This is a genomic window from Vibrio lentus (genome assembly GCF_002875945.1).
GTDB classification, from domain to species: domain Bacteria; phylum Pseudomonadota; class Gammaproteobacteria; order Enterobacterales; family Vibrionaceae; genus Vibrio; species Vibrio apostichopi.
This window is the reverse complement of sequence record NZ_MCZK01000166.1, coordinates 52,849-78,302: the sequence shown is the minus strand read 5'-3', so window position 1 is coordinate 78,302 and position 25,454 is coordinate 52,849. Positions and strand designations below refer to the sequence as shown.

Annotated in this window: 22 protein-coding genes; 2 read left to right on the top strand and 20 right to left on the bottom strand. The window is 46.2% G+C overall.

Annotated features, from left to right (window positions below; genetic code table 11):
- Positions 1 to 112: 112 nt before the first annotated feature.
- A complete protein-coding gene (locus BCT49_RS21500; RefSeq protein ID WP_102438073.1) occupies positions 113 to 1,660 on the top strand; it encodes an alanine/glycine:cation symporter family protein in 1,548 nt (515 codons plus the stop codon).
- Positions 1,661 to 1,802: 142 nt separating this feature from the next.
- On the opposite strand, the gene BCT49_RS21495 is transcribed toward BCT49_RS21500, so the two are convergent.
- From BCT49_RS21495 to guaB, 5 genes are all read right to left on the bottom strand, one after another.
- The gene (locus tag BCT49_RS21495; protein ID WP_102438071.1) at positions 1,803 to 2,396 is read right to left on the bottom strand and encodes an acetate uptake transporter; all 594 of its coding nucleotides are present in this window, start codon (positions 2,394 to 2,396) and stop codon (positions 1,803 to 1,805) included.
- A 715-nt stretch (positions 2,397 to 3,111) separates the two neighbouring features.
- Entirely contained in the window at positions 3,112 to 4,662 is a 1,551-nt protein-coding gene (locus BCT49_RS21490) for a Na+/H+ antiporter NhaC family protein (RefSeq protein ID WP_102438069.1), read from the bottom strand.
- 274 nt (positions 4,663 to 4,936) lie between these two features.
- Positions 4,937 to 6,634, bottom strand: coding sequence for a chitinase (locus tag BCT49_RS21485; RefSeq protein WP_102438067.1), 1,698 nt, complete (start codon positions 6,632 to 6,634; stop codon positions 4,937 to 4,939).
- A gap of 288 nt (positions 6,635 to 6,922) precedes the next feature.
- On the bottom strand, positions 6,923 to 8,476 hold the full coding sequence (gene guaA / locus BCT49_RS21480) for a glutamine-hydrolyzing GMP synthase (RefSeq protein WP_102312322.1): 1,554 nt from the start codon (positions 8,474 to 8,476) through the stop codon (positions 6,923 to 6,925).
- Between the two features lie 202 nt (positions 8,477 to 8,678).
- Positions 8,679 to 10,142, bottom strand: a complete 1,464-nt coding sequence (gene guaB / locus BCT49_RS21475; RefSeq protein ID WP_004735127.1) for an IMP dehydrogenase — start codon at positions 10,140 to 10,142, stop codon at positions 8,679 to 8,681.
- A gap of 269 nt (positions 10,143 to 10,411) precedes the next feature.
- Here guaB and xseA point away from each other — a divergent pair, with 269 nt between their 5' ends.
- Positions 10,412 to 11,758, top strand: a complete 1,347-nt coding sequence (xseA, locus tag BCT49_RS21470) for an exodeoxyribonuclease VII large subunit (protein WP_102438065.1) — start codon at positions 10,412 to 10,414, stop codon at positions 11,756 to 11,758.
- 105 nt (positions 11,759 to 11,863) lie between these two features.
- Here xseA and ureG read toward each other — a convergent pair whose 3' ends face one another.
- The 15 genes from ureG to BCT49_RS21395 all read right to left on the bottom strand — a co-directional run bounded on the left by ureG (position 11,864) and on the right by BCT49_RS21395 (position 25,334).
- Positions 11,864 to 12,502 (bottom strand): urease accessory protein UreG, encoded by a 639-nt coding sequence (gene ureG / locus BCT49_RS21465; RefSeq protein WP_017062498.1) that lies wholly within the window; start codon positions 12,500 to 12,502, stop codon positions 11,864 to 11,866.
- A 46-nt stretch (positions 12,503 to 12,548) separates the two neighbouring features.
- Positions 12,549 to 13,229, bottom strand: coding sequence for an urease accessory protein UreF (locus BCT49_RS21460; protein WP_102438063.1), 681 nt, complete (start codon positions 13,227 to 13,229; stop codon positions 12,549 to 12,551).
- Positions 13,230 to 13,270: 41 nt separating this feature from the next.
- Complete coding sequence (locus tag BCT49_RS21455) at positions 13,271 to 13,867, bottom strand: HupE/UreJ family protein (protein WP_102438097.1); 597 nt, start codon at positions 13,865 to 13,867, stop codon at positions 13,271 to 13,273.
- Positions 13,868 to 13,940: 73 nt separating this feature from the next.
- Positions 13,941 to 14,393 (bottom strand): urease accessory protein UreE, encoded by a 453-nt coding sequence (ureE, locus tag BCT49_RS21450; protein ID WP_102438061.1) that lies wholly within the window; start codon positions 14,391 to 14,393, stop codon positions 13,941 to 13,943.
- 116 nt (positions 14,394 to 14,509) lie between these two features.
- Entirely contained in the window at positions 14,510 to 16,213 is a 1,704-nt protein-coding gene (gene ureC, locus BCT49_RS21445) for an urease subunit alpha (RefSeq protein WP_102438059.1), read from the bottom strand.
- A 41-nt stretch (positions 16,214 to 16,254) separates the two neighbouring features.
- A complete protein-coding gene (locus BCT49_RS21440; protein WP_102438057.1) occupies positions 16,255 to 16,590 on the bottom strand; it encodes an urease subunit beta in 336 nt (111 codons plus the stop codon).
- Positions 16,591 to 16,601: 11 nt separating this feature from the next.
- Complete coding sequence (gene ureA / locus BCT49_RS21435; protein ID WP_102438055.1) at positions 16,602 to 16,904, bottom strand: urease subunit gamma; 303 nt, start codon at positions 16,902 to 16,904, stop codon at positions 16,602 to 16,604.
- A gap of 132 nt (positions 16,905 to 17,036) precedes the next feature.
- Positions 17,037 to 17,984 carry an urease accessory protein UreD gene (locus BCT49_RS21430; protein ID WP_102438053.1) on the bottom strand — a complete coding sequence of 316 codons (948 nt, stop codon included), beginning with the start codon at positions 17,982 to 17,984 and terminating at the stop codon, positions 17,037 to 17,039.
- The gene (urtE, locus tag BCT49_RS21425; RefSeq protein WP_102438051.1) at positions 17,981 to 18,676 is read right to left on the bottom strand and encodes an urea ABC transporter ATP-binding subunit UrtE; all 696 of its coding nucleotides are present in this window, start codon (positions 18,674 to 18,676) and stop codon (positions 17,981 to 17,983) included. The genes BCT49_RS21430 and urtE overlap by 4 nt, the downstream gene beginning before the upstream one ends.
- Before the next feature lies 1 nt (position 18,677).
- Complete coding sequence (gene urtD / locus BCT49_RS21420) at positions 18,678 to 19,520, bottom strand: urea ABC transporter ATP-binding protein UrtD (protein WP_102438049.1); 843 nt, start codon at positions 19,518 to 19,520, stop codon at positions 18,678 to 18,680.
- On the bottom strand, positions 19,517 to 20,689 hold the full coding sequence (urtC, locus tag BCT49_RS21415) for an urea ABC transporter permease subunit UrtC (RefSeq protein ID WP_102438047.1): 1,173 nt from the start codon (positions 20,687 to 20,689) through the stop codon (positions 19,517 to 19,519). Before urtC ends, urtD begins: the two co-directional genes overlap by 4 nt.
- Before the next feature lie 10 nt (positions 20,690 to 20,699).
- Entirely contained in the window at positions 20,700 to 22,328 is a 1,629-nt protein-coding gene (gene urtB, locus BCT49_RS21410; RefSeq protein ID WP_102438045.1) for an urea ABC transporter permease subunit UrtB, read from the bottom strand.
- A 159-nt stretch (positions 22,329 to 22,487) separates the two neighbouring features.
- The gene (urtA, locus tag BCT49_RS21405) at positions 22,488 to 23,774 is read right to left on the bottom strand and encodes an urea ABC transporter substrate-binding protein (protein ID WP_102438043.1); all 1,287 of its coding nucleotides are present in this window, start codon (positions 23,772 to 23,774) and stop codon (positions 22,488 to 22,490) included.
- Between the two features lie 294 nt (positions 23,775 to 24,068).
- Positions 24,069 to 24,296, bottom strand: coding sequence for a zinc ribbon domain-containing protein (locus tag BCT49_RS21400; protein WP_102438041.1), 228 nt, complete (start codon positions 24,294 to 24,296; stop codon positions 24,069 to 24,071).
- Positions 24,297 to 24,332: 36 nt separating this feature from the next.
- Positions 24,333 to 25,334 carry a sensor domain-containing diguanylate cyclase gene (locus BCT49_RS21395; RefSeq protein WP_102438039.1) on the bottom strand — a complete coding sequence of 334 codons (1,002 nt, stop codon included), beginning with the start codon at positions 25,332 to 25,334 and terminating at the stop codon, positions 24,333 to 24,335.
- Positions 25,335 to 25,454: the final 120 nt, after the last annotated feature.

The window sequence follows — 25,454 nt, the reverse complement described above, 5'->3', positions numbered from 1 at the left end:
TTATGTCACAGTAATCCTAATGCGTAGTTAAATAATTTAACACTTGGGTTACAAGTGAAGTATTGTGTTGTTCGAAAAACAATCATAAGCAAAACTAACAGGGAAAATACTCATGCAGTCATTCGTTGATTTTTTGAATGGAATAATCTGGAGTCCAGTACTTATCTACCTATGTTTAGGTGCAGGTTTGTTCTACTCCATCATGACTCGATTTGTTCAAATCCGTCACTTCTTTGAAATGTGGCGCTTGCTACTATCGGGTAAAAGCTCATCAAAAGGCATCTCGTCTTTCCAAGCTTTAGCCGTTTCGCTATCTGGCCGTGTAGGTACAGGTAACATTGCTGGTGTTGCTGCCGCTATCGGTTTCGGTGGCCCAGGTGCAGTATTTTGGATGTGGGTTGTAGCTTTCTTTGGCGCCGCGACTGCTTACGCAGAATCTACGCTAGCGCAAATCTACAAAGAAGAAGACGAAGGCCAGTTCCGTGGTGGCCCGGCTTACTACATTGAAAAAGCAATGGGTCAGAAGTGGTACGCATGGATCTTCGCTATCGCGACTATTTTTGCATGTGGTATTTTGCTTCCAGGTGTTCAGTCAAACAGTATTGGTAATGCTGTAGAAGCTGCATTTGGCTCAGGCGACATGATTGAAACAGCTATCGGTACATTCAGTTTCGCTAAAATTTTCACTGGTACTGTTGTTGCTATCATCCTTGCTTTCATCATCTTTGGTGGTGTTAAACGTATTGCGAACTTCACACAAATCGTTGTTCCATTCATGGCATTGGCTTACATCATCATCGCATTCGTTATCATTCTGCTAAACATCGGCCAAGTGCCAACTGTTTTCGCAATGATCATCGGCGATGCATTCACACCTATGGCAGGCTTCGGTGCTGCAATTGGTTGGGGTGTTAAGCGTGGTGTTTACTCAAACGAAGCGGGTCAAGGTACTGGTCCTCACGCGGCAGCTGCTGCAAGTGTTGATCACCCAGCTCAGCAAGGTTTGGTGCAAGCGTTCTCTATCTACATCGATACACTTCTAGTATGTTCTGCTACAGCGTTCATGATCATCATCACTGGTGCTTACAACGTTCACGGCGGCGCTGAAGGTGTGTTCCTTGTACAGAACCTAGCAGCAAACATTGGTGCGAATGGTCCAGTGTTTACACAGCTTGCTATTGAAAGTGCGCTACCAGGCATTGGTAAGCCGTTCATCGCATTTGCTCTGTTCTTCTTCGCATTTACAACGATTCTTGCTTACTACTACATCGCAGAAACGAATATTGCTTACCTACGTCGTACCATCAAGATCCCTGGCATGATGTTCGTACTTAAGCTTGTTCTTATCACTGCGGTTTTCTATGGCACAGTTAAAACAGCGAACCTTGCATGGGCAATGGGTGATGTTGGTGTTGGCTTGATGGCATGGTTAAACATCGTAGGTATTTTGATCATCTTCTTCATGTCTAAGCCTGCGCTTAAAGCACTTGCTGATTATGAAGAGCAACAGAAACAAGGCGTAACTGAGTACACATTCAACCCTGTAAAACTAGGCATCAAAGGTGCTACTTACTGGGAAGAGAAGTACAAGCGTAAAACAGGTAAGTCTCCTGAAGCAGAAGCTGCAGACACTAAACCTGTAGAGCAACCTTCATCGTAAGATTGCCTTTACAAATAGTCCGCTTTAACTCGCGCTATTAATAACGCATAAAAAAGGGGTTAGCCATTTCGGCTAACCCCTTTTGTTTTATTCATAACCAATAAATGGCTTATAACAAACTAACTGTTCCCAAGTTAGAGCATTAAGCAGCGATTTCTTGTGTTGCTATTTGAGGTGCTTTCTTCTCACCAACAGGCAGTACTGTGCGGCCGTATTCGTTGTTGATTACTTGTGCCATTGCAAAGTAGATAGCTGAAGCGCCACAGAAGATACCTTCGAAACCAGCGATAGTGCCGATCAATGAGCTGCCCGTGAAGTTATGAGCTGCAAGTAGGAAGAACAAGATAGTTAGTGAACCGAATACGACCTGCTTCGCTACTGGGTAGCATAAAGAACCAATGAACATGAAGCCTGTGAAGATGCCCCATAGTAGTAGGTACCAACCCATGAATGCTGCAGGGCTTGCTGGTAGACCCATGTAAGGCATTACAATCAAACCAACCAAAGACAACCAGAATAGGCCGTAAGAAGTAAACGCAGTTGTACCGAACGTGTCACCACGTTTGAAACACATAGTGCCCACGATAACTTGGCTCAAACCACCGTAAAAAATACCCATCGCAAGGATCATTGAATCCATTGGGAAGAAACCTGCGTTGTGGATATTAAGAAGAATAGTGGTCATACCGAAACCCATTAAGCCTAGTGGCGCTGGGTTAGCTAGTTTGGTCGACATTGCGAATTTACCTTATTAAAGTGGTTGATTAAAAAAAATCGATAAAATTTGTAAGAAAATTTTAATCTATAAACCGCCACAAAGGATAATCAAGTTAACGCAAACTAAGGTTGTCGAAATGATCCTATGAAAAATGAGTTTCATAACAAGGCAAATTGATTCATAGAAACTATAAGTAAGCAGGTTCCCTATCACACTATAAAAAAGATGCGAGTAACGAGATACGGGATGCGAAAAGAGCCTGTAGATTCGAGTAAGCGGGATACGAGGAGCAGGTCTTGATTGAAAAAAGTGAGAGGCTAGGTGTGAAATGAAGAGCAATAGATAGAGAACGAGCTTTTCGTTACTCGTTTACTCACATCCCGTATCTATTTATTTGAATCGTCATTCCAGAATCGAGGGACGAGGTATCTGGAATCTCCTCTTAGCTATAAGCACTTTCGACACACTAAAGAGATTCCCTATCACGTTCGTCCCTCACTTTAGGGAATGACGAGGTTCGCTTAGATACGAGTAAAGAGATGCGGGTAACGAGATACAGGATACAAAGAGCGCGTTCAGATTGAGTAGCGAGAAACTAAATAGCAAACATGAGCAATAATAAGGCTAGCTTTTCGATACTCGTTTACTCGCATCCCGTATCTACTCATTAAATCGTCATTCCAGAATCGAGGGATGAGATATCTGGAATCTCGCCCCTCAGTCGTAGTCTAAATTACGCTTGTTGAACTTTAGAATCAGAGACTTCAGATTGCACATCTGATTGAGCGTTTTTACTCGCATCACGCTTCGCTAATAGAGTCACAACAACTAGCTGAGCAATCAGTGCACCAAGCACGACCAGTGAACTACCCGTGAATCCTGCCACGACAAAGCTGACCAAAGCGATAGAACCATTCATCAATGCGTAAGGAAGCTGAGTCTTAAAGTGTTCAAACTGATCACACCCTGCCCCTGTTGAAGAAAGAATCGTTGTTTCAGAGATCGGTGAGCAGTGATCACCAAACAAGCCACCAGAAAGTACCGCACCAATCGCAACCAGAAGCGGAGCATCTATTGCCACAGCCGTAGGGATAACCAATGGCATCATAATCGCGAAGGTTCCCCATGACGATCCAGTAGCGAATGAAATGATAGCCGACAACAGAAAGGCAACTGCAGGCACTAGCCAATAAGGAAAGCCGCTCTGTGCTTGCTCGGCGATATAAGCTGCTGCGCCCAACTCTTTACCAACTGTGCTTAACGCCCAAGCTAACACCAAGATGATCGCGACTGGCATCATATTTCCCATGCCTTTTAAGTACACAGAAACACCGTCAGACAGTTTTCTTACACCGTAGTAAGCCATTAGCGAGATCAAGGTAATCGCAGCAAAGAAGTAAGCCGATGATAAAGCTGCTCTGAATGATGAACCCGCGACCTTTTGAAATGGGAAACCTTGTGGAACCAACATGGCACACAACACCACCAGCATCACTAGCAACGGCGCCCAAACAAAAGATGCCTTTGCATTTTTATGCGAGAACGGATTCAGTGATTCGCTATTCACGCCAGTATCGATTCCCGCTTGGCAATCACGTTCAGCTTTCGCCATTGGTCCGAAATCTAAACCTTTGACTGACACCAAAGGAACGATGAAGATCGCTAAGAATGCGTAGAACTGAAAAGGAATAGCACCAATGAAAGCATCCCAATCAGACATGTTAACGCTCAACGCAGTAAATTCTTTCTGGATCAGGCTCATGATGTAAACGCCCCATCCAATGAAAGGAATAAGGATCGCAACTGGCGATGAGGTTGAATCAATGATAAATGCTAGCTTCTGTCTAGAAAGTTTCAGTTTATCGAAAAGAGGACGAAAAACAGGGCCAACAATTAAAGGGGTGCCTAAGTCTGAGAAAAATATAACGATTCCACCAAACCATGCTGAAATTTGAGCTTGGCACTTGTTGCTTACCCATTGAGTAACACGCTTGGCAAATGCAACGCCACCACCTGATTTCTCCATCAGAGCAACAAAGCCACCGATGAACACCAACAGCATGATCACACCTGCGTTATAGCTGTCGGTAAGTTGAGGGACTAGGTAACCTTTAACCATGGTACCAAACGTATCAAGCGGGTTAAGTTCGCTAAACATGCCAGTCAGCATCGCTACGCCACTTAGTACACCAGCAAAAAGGCCTATCACCACATTCCTTGTCGCCAACGACAACACCAAAGTAATCACAATGGGGATGAGTGACGTGATATCTGTCTGTTCCATAGGTACACCTTAACCCTAAAATAAAAGAATGAATATAAATTAAATTTGAATATAAATTCACAAGAATCATTTGTACAGAACTTTATCCTCTAACTGGATAATTAGTCTTTAAATGCGCTTCAACATAGCTAAATAGACCAATTGCCCTCCTTAGATAGCCAAGTTCGAAACGAAAAAAAGCCGAAAGTAGAAACTTTCGGCTTTTGATTATTTATATCATTATGGTCGTACAACTGAACTCGTAACTTAGGTCACGTCCTCTGTATTCAGACTATCAATTACAAGTGATTTCATCCCAGAACCAATTCGATTGAACAGGACTCTCCCAAACACCCGGACCGTTTTTAGCTACGAAGCACTTGCCATTATGTGTCACCTTGTCGCCATTACTCACTTGGCTAACGCCTGCTTGCCATGTAATAAATACCGATGGGTCAACAACGACAGGCGGCTCGGTAACAGGTGGTTCAACTGGGGTTGGGTCTACCGGGGCAGGGTCAACTGGCGATGGATCTGTCACTACGGGTGGTGTTGGCTCTCCAGCAACCAATTTCCAAGGGCCGCCATTGGCAGGGTCATCCCCTTGTGTCCACCATTTCGCTTCGTAAGTCGCACCGTTGTGAGTAACTTGGTCGCCAGCGTTGTAAACCTTAGTCGCACTCCAACCATTACCACCCGGATCTGCCCCAGGGTCTACCGGATCAAGCTTATCGACCACTTTTACTTCAGGCCAGCTCGCATGAGACCCATAAAAGTTGGTCACACACTTCTCGTAATCGCCCGCTACTAACGCTGAATAAGCAGTTTGGAAACCAACAAGTTCACATTCAAATGAATAGCCTTCTGGGCGGTCTGCGTAGTATTTCCAGTTACCATCCCAGTTGGTGTACAGCACATCAGTTGCGCCATTCAGATTCAAACTTCCGTAAGGCGTTTGCTGCCAACAAGTATTGGCTTCATCCGCTTCTACAGGAATTTCATAATGCGCTGCTAACCCTTCCCAGTAACGAATACGGTTAACGGGTTGGCCTTTGTCTTTATTTTGCTCACCACACTCGATACCGCCATTAATCACGTTGATCGTGGTACCAAAGCCATAACCAATTCCCGCATCCAATTCGCGTTGAGAGGGTGTCCAAGTACGGTCAATAACATGCAGCATTGCTGGTTTAGGGGCTTGAGGCGTAAGGAAGAACCAGATAGCAGAAGCCAAGTTCAACCATGAATCAGCAACCAAACCTGGATTATTCAATAGCACCGTCGCATCACCATCGAACATCACTTCCGAGAACGCGCCGTAATTAAAGTGGTAAGAAAGCTGTTTAGCACCACGCCCGAAGTAACCCTGCCCTGCGGCACAAGGCCAACGCGCATTTTGCCAATCGTTCTGGCCACATCCCGTGGTGTAACCTTCTTGACCTTCAGACCAACCCATCTCACGAACATGCACCAGCGCTTGTTGCCACTCTTCTAGCGCTAATGGGTTATCAGAGGTGTTGTCTATTGCGATGTGGCCGCCCGTCTCTTGTGAGAAATGAGCAAAGGCCGTAATGATGGATTTTTTACAGATGGCATCAGAATCACGGCCATCGGTGTACTCTCCACAGAAGGCTGGGAATTTACCAATCGCACGTAAGAAGCGAGTGTATGTGTATTCAGGTGCCGCCATCTGAGTGAGGAAGTCCCATTCAGATTGAGGGAACACACGCTCGACTCGTTTCACGTTTTCAGGGTTCGAGGCTAAACCCGGCTCAATCGCTTCAACGATACTGTTGGGACGAGTTTGTAATGCTTGTGACCAGATCGTATACATAGGATCGGATGTTTTCGCTTGTTCTGCAGCTTGTAATGCCGACTTTTCAACAAGGTAGCCATTCGGGTTTTGCGGATCAGGTTGAATGTTCAAAGACGCGTAACTGTGTGCTGCTAAAGTGCAGCCAACTACTGTCGCCAAATATTTGATTTTTAACATGATGGATTCTCTTATCTGTCCTTAATAAGTCCATCAAAGAGTATGCGGCGCGTGGGAAATGACCTAGTTGTTGCGGTATGAATTTATAAAAAGTGCGAGTGATAGTTTTATGTATAGTTAAACGTAACAACGCGTCTCATACTTTCTTGAGCTGATATCTAGTTTCCAACTCATTCGGTTTCTAGCGGTTATATATAGCTCTTTAATACCCAGAATCAGAAAGAAAAAAGCCCCGAACTGAGTTCGAGGCTTAAGATCTTAATCAAAACTGGTTAAATCTCTAAGAGATTATTCCCACTCGATAGTTGCTGGTGGCTTACCAGAAATATCGTAAACAACACGTGAAATGCCGTTAACTTCGTTGATAATACGGTTAGATACCTTACCTAGGAAGTCGTATGGTAGGTGTGCCCAGTGAGCAGTCATGAAGTCGATAGTTTCTACTGCACGTAGAGATACAACCCAATCGTACTTACGGCCATCGCCCATTACGCCAACTGAACGTACAGGTAGGAATACCGTGAATGCTTGAGATACTTTGTGGTAAAGGTCAGCAGCGTGAAGCTCTTCAATGAAGATAGCATCAGCACGACGCAGTAAATCACAGTACTCTTTCTTAACTTCGCCAAGTACACGAACACCTAGACCTGGACCCGGGAAAGGGTGGCGGTAAAGCATGTTGTATGGAAGACCAAGCTCTAGGCCAATCTTACGTACTTCATCTTTAAACAGCTCACGTAGAGGCTCAACAAGGCCCATTTCCATATCATCAGGAAGGCCACCAACGTTGTGGTGAGACTTGATTACGTGTGCTTTGCCTGTCTTAGATGCTGCAGACTCGATAACGTCTGGGTAGATAGTACCCTGAGCAAGCCATTTAGCATTCTTCAGTTTCTTAGACTCTTCGTCGAAGATATCTACGAACACGTGACCGATGATCTTACGTTTCGCTTCTGGTTCAGCTTCGCCTTCCAGAGCGTTAAGGAAACGTTCTTCAGCATCAACTTTAATGATGTTCAGGCCGAATTGGTCACCAAACATGTCCATAACCTGCTCGCCTTCGTTTAAACGAAGAAGGCCGTTATCAACAAATACACATGTTAGTTTGTCGCCGATAGCGCGGTGAGCAAGCATCGCAACTACTGATGAATCAACACCACCAGAAAGACCAAGGATAACTTCGTCGTCACCTACTTGTTCTTTAATACGTGCAACTGCATCTTCAATGATAGACGCTGAAGTCCACAGACCTTCACAACCACACGCGTTAAGAACGAAGTTCTCAAGCATTTTCAGGCCGTTTTTAGTATGTGTTACTTCTGGGTGGAATTGAACACCGTAGTATTTCTTATCTTCGTTTGCCATTGCTGCGTATGGGCAAGTGTCTGTCTCTGCGATTTTTGTGAAATCAGCAGGGATTTCAACCACTTTGTCGCCGTGGCTCATCCAAACATCTTGAGTTGTCTCAAGGTCAGCGAAAAGTGCAGATTCACCCGTCACTTGTACAGCAGCGTAGCCGAACTCGCGCTCAGTAGACGTTGCTACTTTACCGCCAAGTTGCTCAGCCATCGTTTGCATGCCGTAGCAGATACCGAAGACAGGAACACCTGAATCAAATACGTACTGAGGTGCACGTGGAGAATTATCTTCCGTTACACTTTCAGGGCCACCAGATAGGATGATACCGTCTGGATTGAATTCACGAATATCCGCTTCTTCTACGTCCCAGCTCCAAAGTTCACAGTAAACACCGATCTCACGAATACGACGAGCTACTAGCTGTGTGTATTGAGAACCGAAGTCCAGAATTAGAATACGTTGGTCATGAATATTTTTAGTCATTGTAAGCAGTCTTATTGGCTATGTGATAAAACGGAGGCGAGTTTACTCACCTCTGATTAACTCTTCAAGAAATAAAGCAAACGTTTTCGTTAGATATCTTTAACCACGTGTTTTGAGAAAATCGGACTTTTAACAAAACAGACGGTAGATAAAATAATGTGCCGACTAAATCAGCACATTATTCAAACGTTCGGACGTATTATTAACCTAAACGGTAGTTAGGAGCTTCTTTCGTGATTTGAACATCGTGTACGTGAGATTCTTTCATGCCCGCACCAGAGATACGAACAAACTCAGCTTTAGTACGCATATCTTCAACAGTTGCAGAACCCGTTAGGCCCATGCTTGAGCGTAGACCGCCCATCTGTTGGTGAACGATCTCTTTTAGACGACCTTTGTATGCGATACGACCTTCAATACCTTCTGGAACAAGCTTGTCTGCAGCGTTGTCAGATTGGAAGTAACGGTCAGAAGAACCTTGAGACATCGCGCCAAGAGAACCCATACCACGGTAAGACTTGTAAGAACGACCGTTGTAAAGGATAACTTCACCCGGTGCTTCTTCAGTACCCGCGAACATTGAACCAACCATCACACAAGATGCGCCAGCAACGATAGCTTTACAGATATCGCCAGAGAAGCGGATGCCGCCATCTGCGATTACTGGAATACCGTATTCGTTAGCTACTTCAGCTGCGTCTGCGATTGCTGTTACTTGAGGAACACCAACACCAGTAACGATACGAGTCGTACAGATTGAACCCGGGCCGATACCTACTTTAACCGCACTAACACCCGCTTCGATAAGAGCACGAGCGCCAGCGCCAGTTGCTACGTTACCACCGATGATTTGTAGATCAGGGTATGCAGCACGCGTATCACGGATACGGTTAAGTACGCCTTCAGAGTGACCGTGTGAAGAGTCGATAAGTAGAACGTCTACGCCAGCTTCAACAAGAGCAGCAACGCGCTCTTCGTTACCAGCACCAGCACCAACAGCTGCACCTACACGTAGGCTGCCGCGCTCATCTTTACAAGCGTTTGGTTTACGTTCTGCTTTGTGGAAATCTTTTGCAGTGATCATTCCCGTTAGTTGGAAGTCATCATTTACAACAAGAACTTTCTCAACACGCGCTTCGTGCATTTTCTCTTGAACTTCTTCACGAGTTGCACCTTCTTTAACAGAAGCAAGGCGAGCTTTAGGCGTCATTACTACGTCAACTTTCTTTGAAAGGTCAGTCACAAAGCGAACGTCACGGCCAGTAATAATACCAACAAGTTCGTTTGTTTCAGTAACAACAGGGAAACCGGCGAAGCCGTGTTTTTGAGTAAGGGCTACAACATCAGCGATTGTCGCGTCAGGGTTTACAGTAACAGGATGAGAAACCACACCTGCTTCGTAAATTTTAACCTGGCGAACCATTTCAGCTTGCTGTTCAATAGACATGTTCTTATGAATGAAGCCGATTCCGCCTTCTTGTGCCAGTGCAATCGCTAGGCGAGCTTCTGTCACAGTATCCATCGATGCAGAGATCATTGGGATGTTTAGGGAAATATTCTTCGTCAGCTGAGTGCGAAGATCAGCTGTATTAGGGAGAACGGTGGAGTGTGCTGGCACTAGCAGTACGTCGTCGAATGTCAGCGCTTCTTTGGCAATTCTTAGCATTTGCAATATCTCACAATAATAGGAGTAAAAAGAAACAATCCAATCTCATCGTTTCGCCTAATGAGGGCAGCCAATTAAGGAAAATCAAACTGCATTTGGATTAGATATTGCGGACGGATTATACGGCCAACGAAATCGCTTGGCTACACATTTTTGTATTTTTAATTTGCATTTACCCCCTTGCTATGTATTATATTGCCGCTATCTTCCATACTCACGCCCTGTGAGATTCCAAGAAAGACCTTCCTTCAAGGAAAGATAGTGCTTCTATGACTAATCCAAACATCTTTACTGTTTCTCGCCTCAACTCAGAGGTTCGTCTCCTATTAGAAAACGAAATGGGAATAGTCTGGCTCGTTGGTGAAATCTCAAATTTCTCTGCACCTGTCTCTGGTCACTGGTACCTCACGCTTAAAGACTCTCACGCTCAAGTTAAGTGCGCTATGTTTCGTGGCAATAACCGTCGTGTGACTTTTAAGCCTCAGAACGGTAATCAAGTTCTAGTCAAAGCTCGTCTGTCTCTTTATGAGCCGCGCGGTGACTATCAACTAATCATCGAAAGCATGCAGCCAGAGGGTGACGGTAAGCTTCAACAAGAGTTTGAAAAACTTAAGATGAACTTGGCGGCGGAAGGCTTATTTGCTCAATCGAGTAAACAAATTCTTCCAGAACATCCTAAATGCGTTGGTGTCATCACCTCTAAAACAGGCGCAGCCCTCTTCGATATTCTCGATGTACTGAAAAGGCGCGATCCTTCATTGCCAGTCATCGTGTATCCGACCATGGTGCAAGGTGAAGGAGCTTCGATTCAGATCGCTCAAGCGATTGGACGTGCCAATGAGCGCAACGAATGTGATGTATTGATCGTGGGTCGTGGCGGCGGTTCATTAGAAGACTTATGGTGTTTCAATAACGAGATCGTTGCTCGCACGATTGCAGCAAGCCAGATTCCGATTATCAGCGCCGTTGGCCACGAAGTTGACGTCACTATCGCCGATTTCGTGGCAGATATACGTGCTCCAACGCCATCAGCAGCCGCTGAATTGGTTAGCCGTGATAACAGTCATAAAGAGCAAGCTTTTGCCTCTAAACGTGCTCGTTTAGTGAGTGCGATTCGTCATGTATTAATCAAACAAGCGCAGTCAACTCAAACGTTGAAATACCGCTTAGAGAAGCAACACCCTAGCTACCAACTGCAAAAACAGAGTCAGCAGCTTGATGACTTAGACATGCGTTTGCGTCGTGGTATGACTCAATACTTAAAACAGCATGCACAGCGTGTTGAACGTAAACAGCACCAGCTTCAATTGAACTCGCCAGTGAAACGCCTTGGCGAACAAAAACTGCATCTGCAACGTTCAGAGCAAAAACTATTGGATGCAATGGATAAGACGTTACTAACGACTCGCCACCAGCTCGCTATGGCCGCAGAAAAACTAGAAACAGTGAGCCCGCTAGCAACCCTAAAGCGTGGCTACAGCATTACTCATTCAGCGTCGAGCAAGACCGTATCATCGATTAACGACGTCGAAGTAGGTGAAGTGATTACCACTCAAGTAGAAGATGGTGTAATTGAATCGCAAGTAACAACAAGAGTCGCTAAGAGCGAGCTTTAGCTTCGATTAGAACGTTAGAAACCATTTAAAACCAGAAAGCCCTATCAATAATCGACAGGGCTTTTTTGTATCTAACGGCTGCAGGAAAACTAACGAATTTCAGCCCTACTCAGTCGTAGAAGGCTCCTTCATGGTCAGCATTCCTTCCGTCACAATAAAGTTGATGATGAAGTCCAACCCTTGGCTCTCTTTTAGGTTGGTGAACACGTATGGTTTGGTTGGACGCATGCGCTGCGTATCTTGCTCCATCACCTCAAGTGACGCACCAACATACGGTGCTAAATCGATCTTGTTGATGACTAACAGATCGGATCGTGTAATACCCGGGCCACCTTTACGTGGGATCTTCTCCCCTTCCGCTACATCGATTACATAGATAGTAAGATCGGCTAACTCAGGGCTGAACGTCGCACTTAAGTTATCACCGCCACTTTCGACGAATACCACATCGAGGTTCTTATGCAGCTTAGCGAGCTCCTCTACGGCAGCTAAGTTCATCGAGGCATCTTCACGGATAGCCGTGTGCGGGCAGCCACCGGTTTCTACGCCAATGATGCGGTCAGGTTCCAGAGCCTCTGCTCGCGTGAGAATCTTGGCATCTTCTTGGGTGTAGATGTCGTTGGTTACCACCGCAATGTTGAGCTTGTCGCGAATCGCTTTACATAGCACTTCCAACAGTGCTGTTTTACCAGACCCTACCGGGCCACCAATACCAATTCGAAGGGGTTGCTTATAACTTTCCACTGTCTACTTCCTTATATTCTTTTTGCTACATCGTTCGCGCTAACCGCTACGAACGAAATAGTCGCGTGTATTGTGTTTCGTGCAGTGAGCTCGCTAATGCCATCGAAGGCGAAAAGCTGCCTATCATCCAATCTTCTATCGTGCGTGCTTTCTCAATCAGCTCGGGAAACGTGTTGGTGATATTAATCAGTGCCAACTGACCATCGGTTTGACCTAAAGGCACTAACTTGACCCCTGCGGTAACGATGTTCTCAAGCCAGCTCCATAGATAACCCTGCTTGAGACTTTCTAAATCAATATTCCAATGTTGAGCGGCCATACACATGCCCAACAATTGGTTTGGGTGACTATCAACAGAATCCACCAGCGAAATATCGATATCTAAGCGCTTCAACAAGGTGTTCAATGCATGTCCGCGCTGCTTTTCTTCCGCTCGTAATTCACTGGTTTCACGGCTTGAGTATAAGTAGTTACACCAATGCTCAACCTCATCGATTTCCCCCTTTTCTACAGCGTGATAAAGGCGCTCTAAGATGGGCAATTCCAAAGTCGCTACACTGGAACTGACGATGGTATTAAGCCACTGTTCCATGCTGTTGCGATCGGTCACCCACCCCGCTTCAACCGCCAGTTCGAGACCTTGCGAATAGGTGAAACCACCAATCGGCAACGATGGACTGATCAGTTGAAACAGACGATAAATCGCGACATTTTCTGTTGTGGTCATACTCTTACTCTCTGTCTTCTAGAATCGAAAAGTTCGAGAGCTTACGCGCCTAAAATCAATAGTGCGCTTGCTGAAGCGACGCCGATTGACATCCATTTAGAGTAAACCGCGCGGCCAACCAAAGTACCGATAACCATTAATGCCAGAGCACTGATACTCATACCGGTTGCGAATTGAGTCAGATTACTCGCGGCCTCAACGCCGTGTGCGTAACCATGGAAAAACAGCATAGCAATCGAAGCGACTAATACGCTGTTTACACGCTTGGTTGATGGTGAGAACACGTGCCATAAACATAAGCTGACGACGAACAGAGAAGCGATAATTGCTGGCTCAACAATCACAGAGAAACCTAAGGCTTGGCCTGCGATAAGCCCTACTACCAAAGACGCTAATCCGCCGCCAATCAGAGCGGCTTTTATCTTGGTTGAGAACGACAGTGCGCCAATTAATAGACCGAAAGCAATCAGCATGATCAGGTGATCCATACCTGTCACTGGGTGAGTTAAGCCAGACATAAACGAGTGAGACTCATGAACCGAATGCGATCCATGTCCGGGGTGAGCGAAAGCCAATGTTGATGTTGTTAGAGAAGCTATTGTGAAAGTGCATAAGCCTGCAGCTGTTTTAAAGTTCATCGCGAGTTCCTTGCGTTTATAGTTATTAATATCGTTGTTATATAAATCGTTTAGTGAGCCATCAATGACTCGATTAATGATGGTGATGATGTCCACCTGAGCGACCGCCATAAGCGCCACCTTCAGGTTCAAACGGTTGTGTCTCGGTAGTCACTTTTGCGCCTAAGCCTTCAACCATTTCATCCAAAACATGGTCATGTTGATAACGAACCCAGCCCGCCTCCACTTGCAACGGAACATGTCGGTTGCCAAGGTGGTAAGCCACTCGCGTTAACAGAAGCAAGTCTTCACAGTAAACCGTCGAAACGGTTTCTGGTGCCGCTTTCACTTCGACGACTAAGCCGCATTCACTTGAAAGTTGCTCGCCACCACGCAAGATATGACCTCGTGGTAGAAACAGTCCGGCATTGCGCCCATCATCAAGCATCACCTTAAGACGGCTTTTAATTCGGCTATCGATCGGCAGGCTTAAGTAGCCGTCCGGCGCATTTTGCATTTGAGTATTCAGTTGAGTCAGTTCAATCATGCTATTACCTCAATCTCCTTGTGAGATTTATAACGTTCAAAATAAGAGCCCTCAGCCAAGAGCTAAAACAGGAGCCCTCAGCTAAGCCTTTAAAACAAGATCCTTCAGCCGAGCTATCAAAATAGAAAATACCGCTGTGCCATTGGTAGTTCTTCAGCAGGCTCACAAGTCAGAAGTTCTCCATCGGCGCTCACTTGATACGTCTGAGAATCGACCTCAATTTTTGGCATCCAATCGTTCAACTTCATGTCGGCTTTACTGATGTTTCGGCAGTTACTCACTACGCCAATCAAGCTCTGCAAACCTAATTGCTTATCGATGTTCTGCGCTTTGGCTTCTTTAGAGACAAACAACATCGATGTGTTCTGACATGCCTTGCCATAGCTACCAAACATAGAGCGATAGTGAACTGGCTGAGGAGTTGGGATAGAAGCATTGGGATCACCCATTGGTGCCATCGCGATCATGCCGCCTTTCAAAATCACGCTTGGTTTCACACCAAAGAAGGCAGGTTTCCACAGCACTAAATCCGCGAGCTTTCCTGCTTCGATAGAACCGATTTCATGAGACATACCATGAGTGATCGCAGGGTTGATGGTGTACTTAGCGACATAGCGTCTTAAGCGGAAGTTATCGCTGTAATCTGAATCTTCTTTTAGGCTGCCACGCTGTACTTTCATCTTGTGCGCAGTTTGCCATGTTCGAGTGACCACCTCGCCTACACGTCCCATCGCTTGCGAGTCCGACGCGATCATCGAGAACGCCCCTAAATCATGAAGAATGTCTTCTGCAGCAATGGTTTCACGGCGGATACGCGACTCAGCGAACGCGACATCTTCAGCAATCGATGGTGACAAGTGATGGCAGACCATCAACATGTCTAAATGCTCATCGACCGTATTGATGGTGTAAGGTCGTGTTGGGTTAGTCGAAGAAGGCAGAACGTTCGGTTCGCCTGCAGCGCGAATAATATCGGGAGCATGACCACCGCCCGCACCTTCGGTGTGATAGGTATGAATCACTCGGTCGCCGATTGCGCCAAGTGTCGATTCAACAAAACCAGATTCATTCAGAGTGTCGGTATGAATCGCAACTTGTACGTCCATCTCGTCAGCCACACTCAAACAAGTATCGATTGAAGCAGGGGTTGTTCCCCAGTCTTCGTGCAACTTCAAACCGACTGCACCTGCTGCGACTTGCTCACGCAGTGCTTCCGGTTTGCTAGCGTTACCCTTACCTAGCAAACCAAAGTTCATTGGGAACTGATCGAGCGATTCCAACATACGGTGCATGTTCCAAGGGCCCGGTGTACATGTGGTTGCGTTGGTACCGGTGTTTGGCCCGGTGCCACCACCTATCATGGTCGTAACACCCGATGCCAAAGCTTCTTCAATCTGTTGCGGGCAGATAAAGTGAATGTGTGAGTCGATGCCACCTGCCGTGAGGATTGAACCTTCGCCGGCCAGAATTTCCGTACCCGGGCCAATCACAATATCAACACCCGGTTGAACGTCTGGATTACCCGCTTTACCCAATGCCTGAACTCGACCATCTTTGATTGCGACATCCGCTTTTACGATGCCCCAGTAATCCAACACAATCGCGTTGGTGATCACCAAGTCAGGAGTTTCGGCACTTGGTCGTTGGCTTTGCCCTTGTCCATCACGAATCACTTTACCGCCGCCGAACTTCACTTCATCGCCGTATACGGTGTAATCCTTTTCAACTTCTAGCCATAAATCGGTGTCAGCAAGACGCACTCGGTCACCGACTGTTGGCCCAAACATTTCGGCGTAAGCCTGTCTGGATATCGTCGCCATGATCAATCCTTTGTTGTTTTAGTTATTTCCATGAAGAGCGCTTAGAGCTTGCCCATCACCTTTCCTTGGAAGCCGTAGATCTCTAACTTACCGGCATAACGCACTAACTCGACGCTGCGCGACTGACCCGGTTCAAAGCGAGTTGCGGTGCCTGCAGGGATATTGAGTCGAAAACCTTTAGTGGCTTCTCGGTCAAAGATCAGCGAAGGGTTTGCTTCGTAGAAGTGGTAATGAGAGCCAATTTGAATAGGACGGTCGCCAATGTTTTGCACCTTAACTGACGTCGTGTCGCGGCCTTCGTTGAGGGTGATGTGGCCCGGAGCCGTTTCTACTTTTCCGGGAACGAAACCTGAATATTGTTTGGTGGAACCAGCCATATTACTTCTCCCTACACGATAGGTTCATGAACGGTCACCAACTTGGTGCCATCAGGAAAAGTAGCTTCGACTTGTACATCTGGGATCATGGAAGGGATCCCCTCCATTACGTCATCAACGGTAAGCAGTGTGCGTCCAAAATCCATCAATTCCGAAACGGTCTTACCCTCGCGGGCACCTTCAAGAATGGCACTGCTGATCAGCGCAATAGATTCTGGGTAGTTGAGTTTTAAGCCTTTTTGTTTGCGCTGCTGTGCCAGTATTCCTGCGCAGAAGATAAGTAACTTATCTTTTTCTCTTGGTGTTAATTCCATTTAGCCGCCCGCTGTTAGTGTTATTTTCTTAGTGCTCAAAAACGCATGAGCAGTAAGTGGGATTCAAACACAGCAAGCTTGAAAAAATGTACCTAGAGCCGGAAGTCACCCTAGGTACAAAAGGGCTAATCGCTAAGTCGCCCAAATCCTTGGTAAATCCGGAGTCGTACCACACAAATGAGAGCGAGTTGCTTGCCATATCTGACCAAAGGCTTGGAGGATGTCTTCACTCCAATTACCCAAGGCTCGCACTACAATCAATCCTTCTATCTGCGTCGCGCCCATTATTAATGTAGGTTCACTCGACATTTTTGCTGTAACTGATTGCTGTGAAGCTTGCTGTGTAATAGATAGGAGCAAGCTCTGTACCAACTCTAAATCTTGCTTCTCATTTGAGGTGAGATAAAAAGTCCCCATCATTGAGAAATCAAGTAACCCCATATTTATCATTAACTTATCGCCACCATGAAAATTAAAACCTTCAGTCAGAAGCCTTTGATTATCAAGATAGATTTCCGTTTTCCCAACAAGGTGACCACGCTCAAATCCCTCATTCTGTGCAGGTCGCCCAAAACAGTGCATCTCCCAACCCCAAAACTGTGCACCCTTTTCAAGGCGAATTTCAGTGTCTAGACGAACGTGTGCATTGGGAAAAAAGATGTTCTCTTGCGGCATCCATTCCAAGCGCGCACCTTTCTTCACTCGAAGGGTTTGCTTCTGCTTGGCGTACTTGTTGTTAGAACGATAGAACTTGGTCGCGCCTGGCGTGGTGATCAACGTATGTGCACCGCTTTCTACGGTTGCCTCAATATTGAGAGTGTCACCACCTACCACTCCGCCGGGGGGATGGAGTAAGTAGGTGTGACACGTTTCCCCATCAGGATACAGTGGGCGTTGCACCGCAAGCGGACCAGACTGCTGGCGATTCTTTAATACGGTTTTATCACCACGGTCAACAAAGGTGAGGTTTAAGCTCGCTTGCCAACCATCTCGAATATCTTGTTCGATGGTGTCATTCAAAGATAAAGCTTCAACTAAAGAAGCGTTCCTGACTTCATTCGGAGAAAAGAGAGAATTCATACGGTTAGGTACTCCTTAATCAAGGACTCATCGAGCCCTGTCATTTCACCTTCAGCCACCTGACGGCCACGGTCGAGAATACAAAAACGGTCACCGACCTTTCTTGCAAACGGCAGCTTCTGCTCAACCAACAAAACCGTCAGTCCCATCTTCTCGTTAAGCATACGAATGATGTCGCCAATCTCTTGCACGATATTGGGCTGAATACCTTCTGTCGGTTCATCCAAGATCAATAGCTTAGGATTAACCACCAACGCACGACCAATCGCGAGCTGTTGTTGCTGACCACCAGATAAGTCGCCACCACGTCGATGCAGCATCTCTTTTAACACAGGGAAAATATCGAAGATGAATTCAGGGATTTTACGATCGCCCTTCTCTCTAATCGGTAAGCCAACTTCTAGGTTTTCTTGAACGCTAAGCATCGGGAATATCTGGCGACCTTGTGGCACATAGCCGATCCCTTGGCGAGAACGATCCTCGGCATCGGTTTTCAAAAGTGACTCGCCCGATAAAGAGATGTCACCACTTTCAACCTTAACCAGCCCCATAATGCATTGCAGCAAGGTGGTTTTACCAACACCGTTTCGCCCCATTAACACCGTGCATTTGCCCTCCGGGATCTGCATATCCAAATCCCACAAGGTGTGGCTCTCACCGTAATATTGATTAACTGATTTAACCTCTAACATCCTATTCTCCGAGATAAACTTGTTTAACTTCAGGGTGAGCCTGTACTTGGTCCATGGTGCCTTCTGCCAACACGTGACCTTGATGAAGCACAGTGACATGGCTAGCAATAGAACGAACGAAATCCATATCGTGTTCAACCACCACCACCGAGTGCTTGCCTGCCAGTGAGTTGAGTAGCTCAGAGGTGCGATCCATCTCTTGGTGAGTCATGCCTGCGACAGGTTCATCCACCAGCAACAGCTTAGGGTTTTGCATCAGTAACATGCCGATCTCTAACCACTGTTTTTGCCCATGTGACAGGTTGCCCGACAAATTCGCTGCTTCGTCTTTTAGGTGAATCAGCTCAAGCACTGAAGTTAGTTTGTCTTTCTGCTCGCCAGACATTACGGCAGTGAAAGTCGCCCATACTGAGCGGTCGCCCGCCATGGCTAATTCAAGGTTCTGCCACACGGTTAAACATTCAATCACGGTCGGCTTTTGGAACTTGCGTCCAACACCTGCATTAGCAATTTCAGCTTCGTTCATCTTGAGTAGATTGATGTTCGAACCTAGCCACACTTCACCAGTATCCGGCTTAGTTTTCCCGGTGATGATATCCATCATGGTGGTTTTACCTGCGCCATTAGGGCCGATGATGCAGCGCAGTTCGCCCTCTTTGATATAAAGGTTAAGATCGTTTATCGCTTGGAAACCATCGAAGCTTTTATTAACGCCTTCCACATACAACAACACGTTGTGACGGGTATCGATGGCAGGATGAACATCAGGTTTAAGGTAATCAAACACTTCATCTCGACGAGTGAACGCCTGAACCGATTCCTTTACGCTATTAAATGTGGTCATGCGATCACCTCCTTGGCTTTGTGCTGATCATCCTTATCTTGCCCTTCGCCTTTTGAATTCGATGCTTTGCGTAGCTGTTGCCATTTTTCACTGACAAAGCCAATCACACCTTGTGGGAAGTACATGGTCGAAAGAACGAATAAACCACCTAGGGCGAATAGCCATACTTCTGGGAATTCAACCGTAAACCAGCTCTTGGCGTAGTTGATGATCAGTGCACCAACGATGGCACCAAACAGAGTGGCGCGCCCGCCTAAGGCAACCCAAACCACAATCTCAATCGAGTTGAGCGGAGCAAACTCACCAGGGTTAATGATGCCCACTTGAGGAACATACAGCGCACCTGCAATACCCGCGATCACCGCAGACAGTACGAAGACCCACAGCTTGATGCCATCGACGTCGTAACCCATAAAGCGAGTGCGAGACTCAGTATCACGAATCGCCAGTGCCACACGCCCTAATCGACTCGTCACTACCATGCGACACGCGATGTAACTTAGGATGAGTGAGATACCTGTCGCGACAAACAGACCAATCTTGACCGCATCACTCTGCAAGCTCAGCCCGATAATGTCTTTGAAATCCGTCAGTCCGTTGTTGCCACCAAAGCCCATCTCGTTGCGGAAGAACGCCAGCATCAAGGCGTAAGTTAACGCCTGGGTCATGATAGAAAGGTAAACACCAGACACGCGAGAACGGAAAGCCAGATAACCGAACAAATAAGCCAATGCGCCCGGCACTAACACCACCATCAGACAAGCAAACCAGAACTGATCGAAACCTTGCCAGAACCATGGCAACGCAGACCAATCAAGGAACACCATAAAGTCAGGCAAAACTGGATCACCATAAACCCCACGGTCACCAATCTGACGCATCAGATACATACCCATGGCATAGCCGCCAAGGGCAAAGAAAGCCCCATGGCCAAGGCTCAGTATTCCGAGATAGCCCCACACCAGATCGAGCGCCAACGCCAACATTGCATAGCTCAGGTATTTTCCCATCAGCGAGATAGTAAAAGTCTCAACATGGAGTGGGTGTCCACTTGGCAACATGGTATTAGCCAATGGGATAATAATGACGGCCGCTAGAATGGCAAGGATGGTCAGTTGGCCACCTTTATCACCACGCATCGCCGAAAGTACAAATGATTTAGACTGCATGATGTTGTCCTTAACCTTCAGCCGCACGACCACGTTGCGGGAACAATCCGCGTGGGCGTTTTTGAATAAATAGAATGATGAAAACCAGTACTAGGATCTTGGCGAGTACTGCGCCAGCCCATGGCTCTAAAATCTTATTGAACAAGCCTAGGCTTAGCCCTGCGACTAATGTGCCCCACAAGTTGCCTACTCCGCCGAACACCACCACCATGAACGAATCGATAATGTACGCCTGCCCCATATTCGGGCCAACATTGGTCAATTGAGAGAGTGCGACGCCCGCGACACCTGCAACGCCCGAGCCTAAGCCAAAGGTCATCGCATCAACACGTTCAGAACGAATACCCATCGCACGCGCCATACCGCGGTTTTGAGAAACCGCACGAACCTGCAAACCTAGTGGTGTCTTTTTCAGAACCATCAATAGCCCCATAAACACCAAACCACAGAACAAGATGATATAAAGGCGGTTGTAGGTCAGAGACAACATTGGGTTTAATTGAAGTGCGCCAGACATCCATTCAGGCGTGCTCACCGAGCGATTGAGTGGAGAGAAAATAGAGCGAACGGCTTGCTGCAGGATCAAGCTAATACCGAAAGTCGCGAGTAAGGTTTCTAATGGGCGACCGTAAAGATGACGAATCACGCTTCGCTCAATTACAATACCCACTAAGCCAGACACAATGAACGCCGCAGGAATAGAAAGTATCAGTGCCAAACCAATGTGATTGGGCATCAACAATTGCAATACATAGGTGGTGTAAGCGCCAATCATGATTAGCTCACCATGGGCCATATTAATCACGCCCATCACACCAAAGGTGATCGCCAAGCCAATTCCTGCCAACACCAATACCGAACCTAAACTCAAGCCAAAGAATACGGTCTCAACACCCGAGTAAAGTGCTTGGCTTTGTTGATAATCGTCCATCGCACGCTCAGCTGCAGCTAAGACTTTCGGTTCTTGCTCACTGCTCAGCAGTTGATTCAATGTTTTCAGAACCACGGAATGTTTGAAGTCGCCAACTCGTTCAATTGAAGCCACACGATCTTCAGTGGTGGCGCTGTTATTAAGAGAGGTGAAAATGGCTAACGACAAGTCCATCAACTCAGCGACTTTGCCCTCTGACTCACTGGTTCTCAGCACAGCTAAACGATCGATAATGTCAGAATCTTTGGTACCGAGCAGATCCAGAACCGCTTTATAACGTACATCTGGGTTACTGCTGTTCAGTCCAATCGAGGCAATTTCCCCACGTAAGATGCCGCGCAGTTTGTTGTTCACGCGAACCTTTTTAAACTGCTTAGCATTCTCGATACTGAGGCTTGATTGATCCCATACCGACAGGGCCGAGGTTGCCGTTTTAATGCTTTGAATCAGGTAGAGCTGTTGATAGTACTCGCTTTGTTTGTCATTAAAGTAATAGAGATTACCGTTTAACCAGCCATCCAAAATAGGTTTCGACACGTCTCCCGTCTGTGCCTCAACCACCCAATCGATAGCCAATTCTTTATCCGATGTTTTCTTACCAACTAGCGCCTTGGTAAAGCTAGCTTCATCCGTTATTCCAGCAAAAGCCAACTGAGCACTGACTGCCATGAGCAATAGTGCCTTAAATACGTTTAATACGTTTTTCATCCCTGCTTCCTTAACCAACCAAGTTAGATATTGTTATTTTTACTTGGAGGATGTGTGGATAGTGGTTGTTACCTGAAACGATGAGCCCTCCGTTCGCTTCGCCCCTAAACAGAGGCGCTCTTCCCAAACAGGAAGGCTCAATATTCCTGACTTAACGATCTAGTTACCGCCAGAACACTTCTTAGTTTCGACGTTAAACGCACCACATGAGAATGGCTTAGACCAGCTAGAGAACAGCTTCGCTGATTCAGGTAAGTAGCTCGACCAAGCATCACCCGCAACAAGGCCTGTGGTTTCCCAAACGATATCGAATTGACCATCGTCTTGGATTTCACCGATCAGGACGGGTTTGGTGATGTGGTGGTTTGGCAGCATGGTAGAGTAGCCGCCAGAAAGGTTAGGAACCGACACGCCAATCAAGGCATCTTGTACAGATTCAGGATCGGTTGTGCCTGCGTTGGTTACCGCTTGCGCCCACATGTTGAAGCCAACATAGTGCGCTTCCATTGGGTCATTGGTGACGCGTTTTTCACTCTGAATGAATGACTGCCATGTCTCAACAAACTCTTCATTGGCTTCGGTATCAACACTCATGAAGTAGTTCCACGCCGCAAGGTGACCAACCAGTGGTTCAGTGTCCATGCCTGATAGTTCTTCTTCACCAACAGAGAATGCAATAACAGGGATGTCTTCAGATGAAATGCCTTGCGCGCCAAGCTCTTTGTAGAAAGGAACGTTCGCATCGCCATTCACAGTAGAAACCACAGCGGTTTTCTTGCCCGCTTCACCGAACTTTTTGATGTCTGAAACGATAGACTGCCAATCAGAGTGACCAAATGGTGTGTAGTTGATCATGATGTCTTCTTCTGCGACACCTTTATCTTTTAGGTAGGCTTCAAGGATCTTATTGGTGGTACGTGGGTAAACGTAATCGGTGCCGGCTAGTACCCAGCGCTCAACTTCGAGCTCTTCCATCAAGTAATCCACTGCAGGGATCGCTTGTTGGTTTGGCGCTGCGCCAGTGTAGAAAACGTTTTTCGACGACTCTTCGCCTTCATACTGAACTGGGTAGAAAAGGATACTGTTGAGTTCTTCAAACACTGGCAGCATGGATTTACGCGATACCGATGTCCAACCACCGAAGACTACATCGACTTTCTCTTTCTCGATCAGCTCACGCGCTTTTTCAGCAAATAGAGGCCAATTTGACGCTGGGTCAACAACCACAGGCTCTAGCTTTTTACCAAGTAAGCCGCCCTTTTTGTTCTGCTCTTCAATGAGCATCAGCACGGTATCTTTTAGCGTTGTTTCACTGATCGCCATAGTGCCGGACAGTGAATGTAGAACGCCGACTTTGATGGTTTCGTCAGCCGCAAGCACTGATGCAGAAGAAAATGAAAGTGTTGTACACAGTGCAGCTAGCGATAAATTGAACACCTTGTTCATGATATTACTCCATAATTGTATTTTTGTTATTCAATTACAGAGTTACAAGAAGAGTGCCAAACTTAAAAATTAACAATTAAATTTATAAGCCATTGTATTAATGGAACTAAAAAACCATTCACACCAATAAAGTGCATAGCAATCATGTATCTATGTTTCATACTGGTGCAGTAGCGATAAGAATGAACCAAGATGACACATACCTATTCATCAGATACAAATAAGACCCAACACTTTAGTATTGAGTCTCTGGTATAACATCACTGACAGTCATTTAAGCGCTCGGGCTTTAGACTATTCCGCAGGTTGGAATTCGAACTTTACTCTCGACTTAGATTTAAGCTCGTTACAGTCACCATTACAAAAATAGCTCGCAGCACCACAGGCTTGAAGCTTCTCTAATTGACGGCTGCATTCAGGGCAGAACCCCACTTTGGTAAAGTGAGCCTGACAACTTTCACAGTGATACTTGCCATCCCAAGCCAGCTCAGATCGACACTTAGGGCAGATATTTTCACTCATTAGCATTTCCTAATTCACTACTATTTTTACAATCTACTACTGCTGAGACTTAGCTTGCTTGATTTGGTACATGTTCTTATCAGCTTGTGCGATCAAAGCTTCTAACGACTCAGGATCTTTTTCGTAAGAAAGCCCTACACTGACGGTGAACTGAGTATCGTTGATATAAAGAGCTTGTTCCAAGGCTCTTTCTAAGCTGCGATAAAAGCTAAGAATACTTTCTTTATCATCGAAGCAAGAGAACACCACAAACTCATCACCACCATAACGCCCGATCTTGGCGCAGGCAGTCGTTGCCTCATCGAGCACTTTTGCAACCGCTAACAACACATAATCACCAAAACTATGGCCGTAGGTATCGTTGATCGACTTGAATTGATCGACATCGACAAACAGACACGCCATCACTTTTTCAGCAAAGCAGCGTTTGGTTAATACCTGCTCGGCTTCTCTCAGCAATGCTCGGCGATTCAAACTGTGTGTCAGGGAGTCTCGATTGGCAAAAAAGTTGAGTTGATTCTCTAATTCATACTTCTCTAACGCCACAGAATATAAGGAAGCCAATAACTCTAAGATCTCGAGTTCAAATTCATGGGGTTCAGAGATGTATTTGCTGTAAATCGCAAAGGTACCTAACACATGGCCATGTGAAGAGATGATTGGTACTGACCAACACGCATGAAGATTAGCTTGATTGGTTAAGGCTAAGAAAGGTGCCCAATTCGGGTGTGCATTAATATTGGAGATCATAACGGCTTTTTTGAGTGCCGCGGCTTCGCCACAAGAACCAATCCCAGCACCAATCTCTACACCTTCTATCTGCTGATTATAAAAATCAGGCAGGTTCGGGGCATGTTCAAGGTGCAAAGTCTTTGATTTTGAGTTGAGCAGTAAAATTGAAGCCATGCGCTGCCCAAAAAGCTGCTCGGTAAGCTGAATAATCCTATGGTTTAAATCTTTACGATCCATCCCAAGAGCAAGCTTTCGAAGCAAACTGTTGACTGCTCGGTGGCCTTCTAATAAAAATTGTTGTTCCATTCACTAAAGCTTTCAATTGTGTAATCGGGTACAGCCTGTTCTTATGCAAGCTTGTTATTGGTTAATAATAACACACTAAATTAGTACGACACACAACCGAAGATCATAGGTTGATCTTTC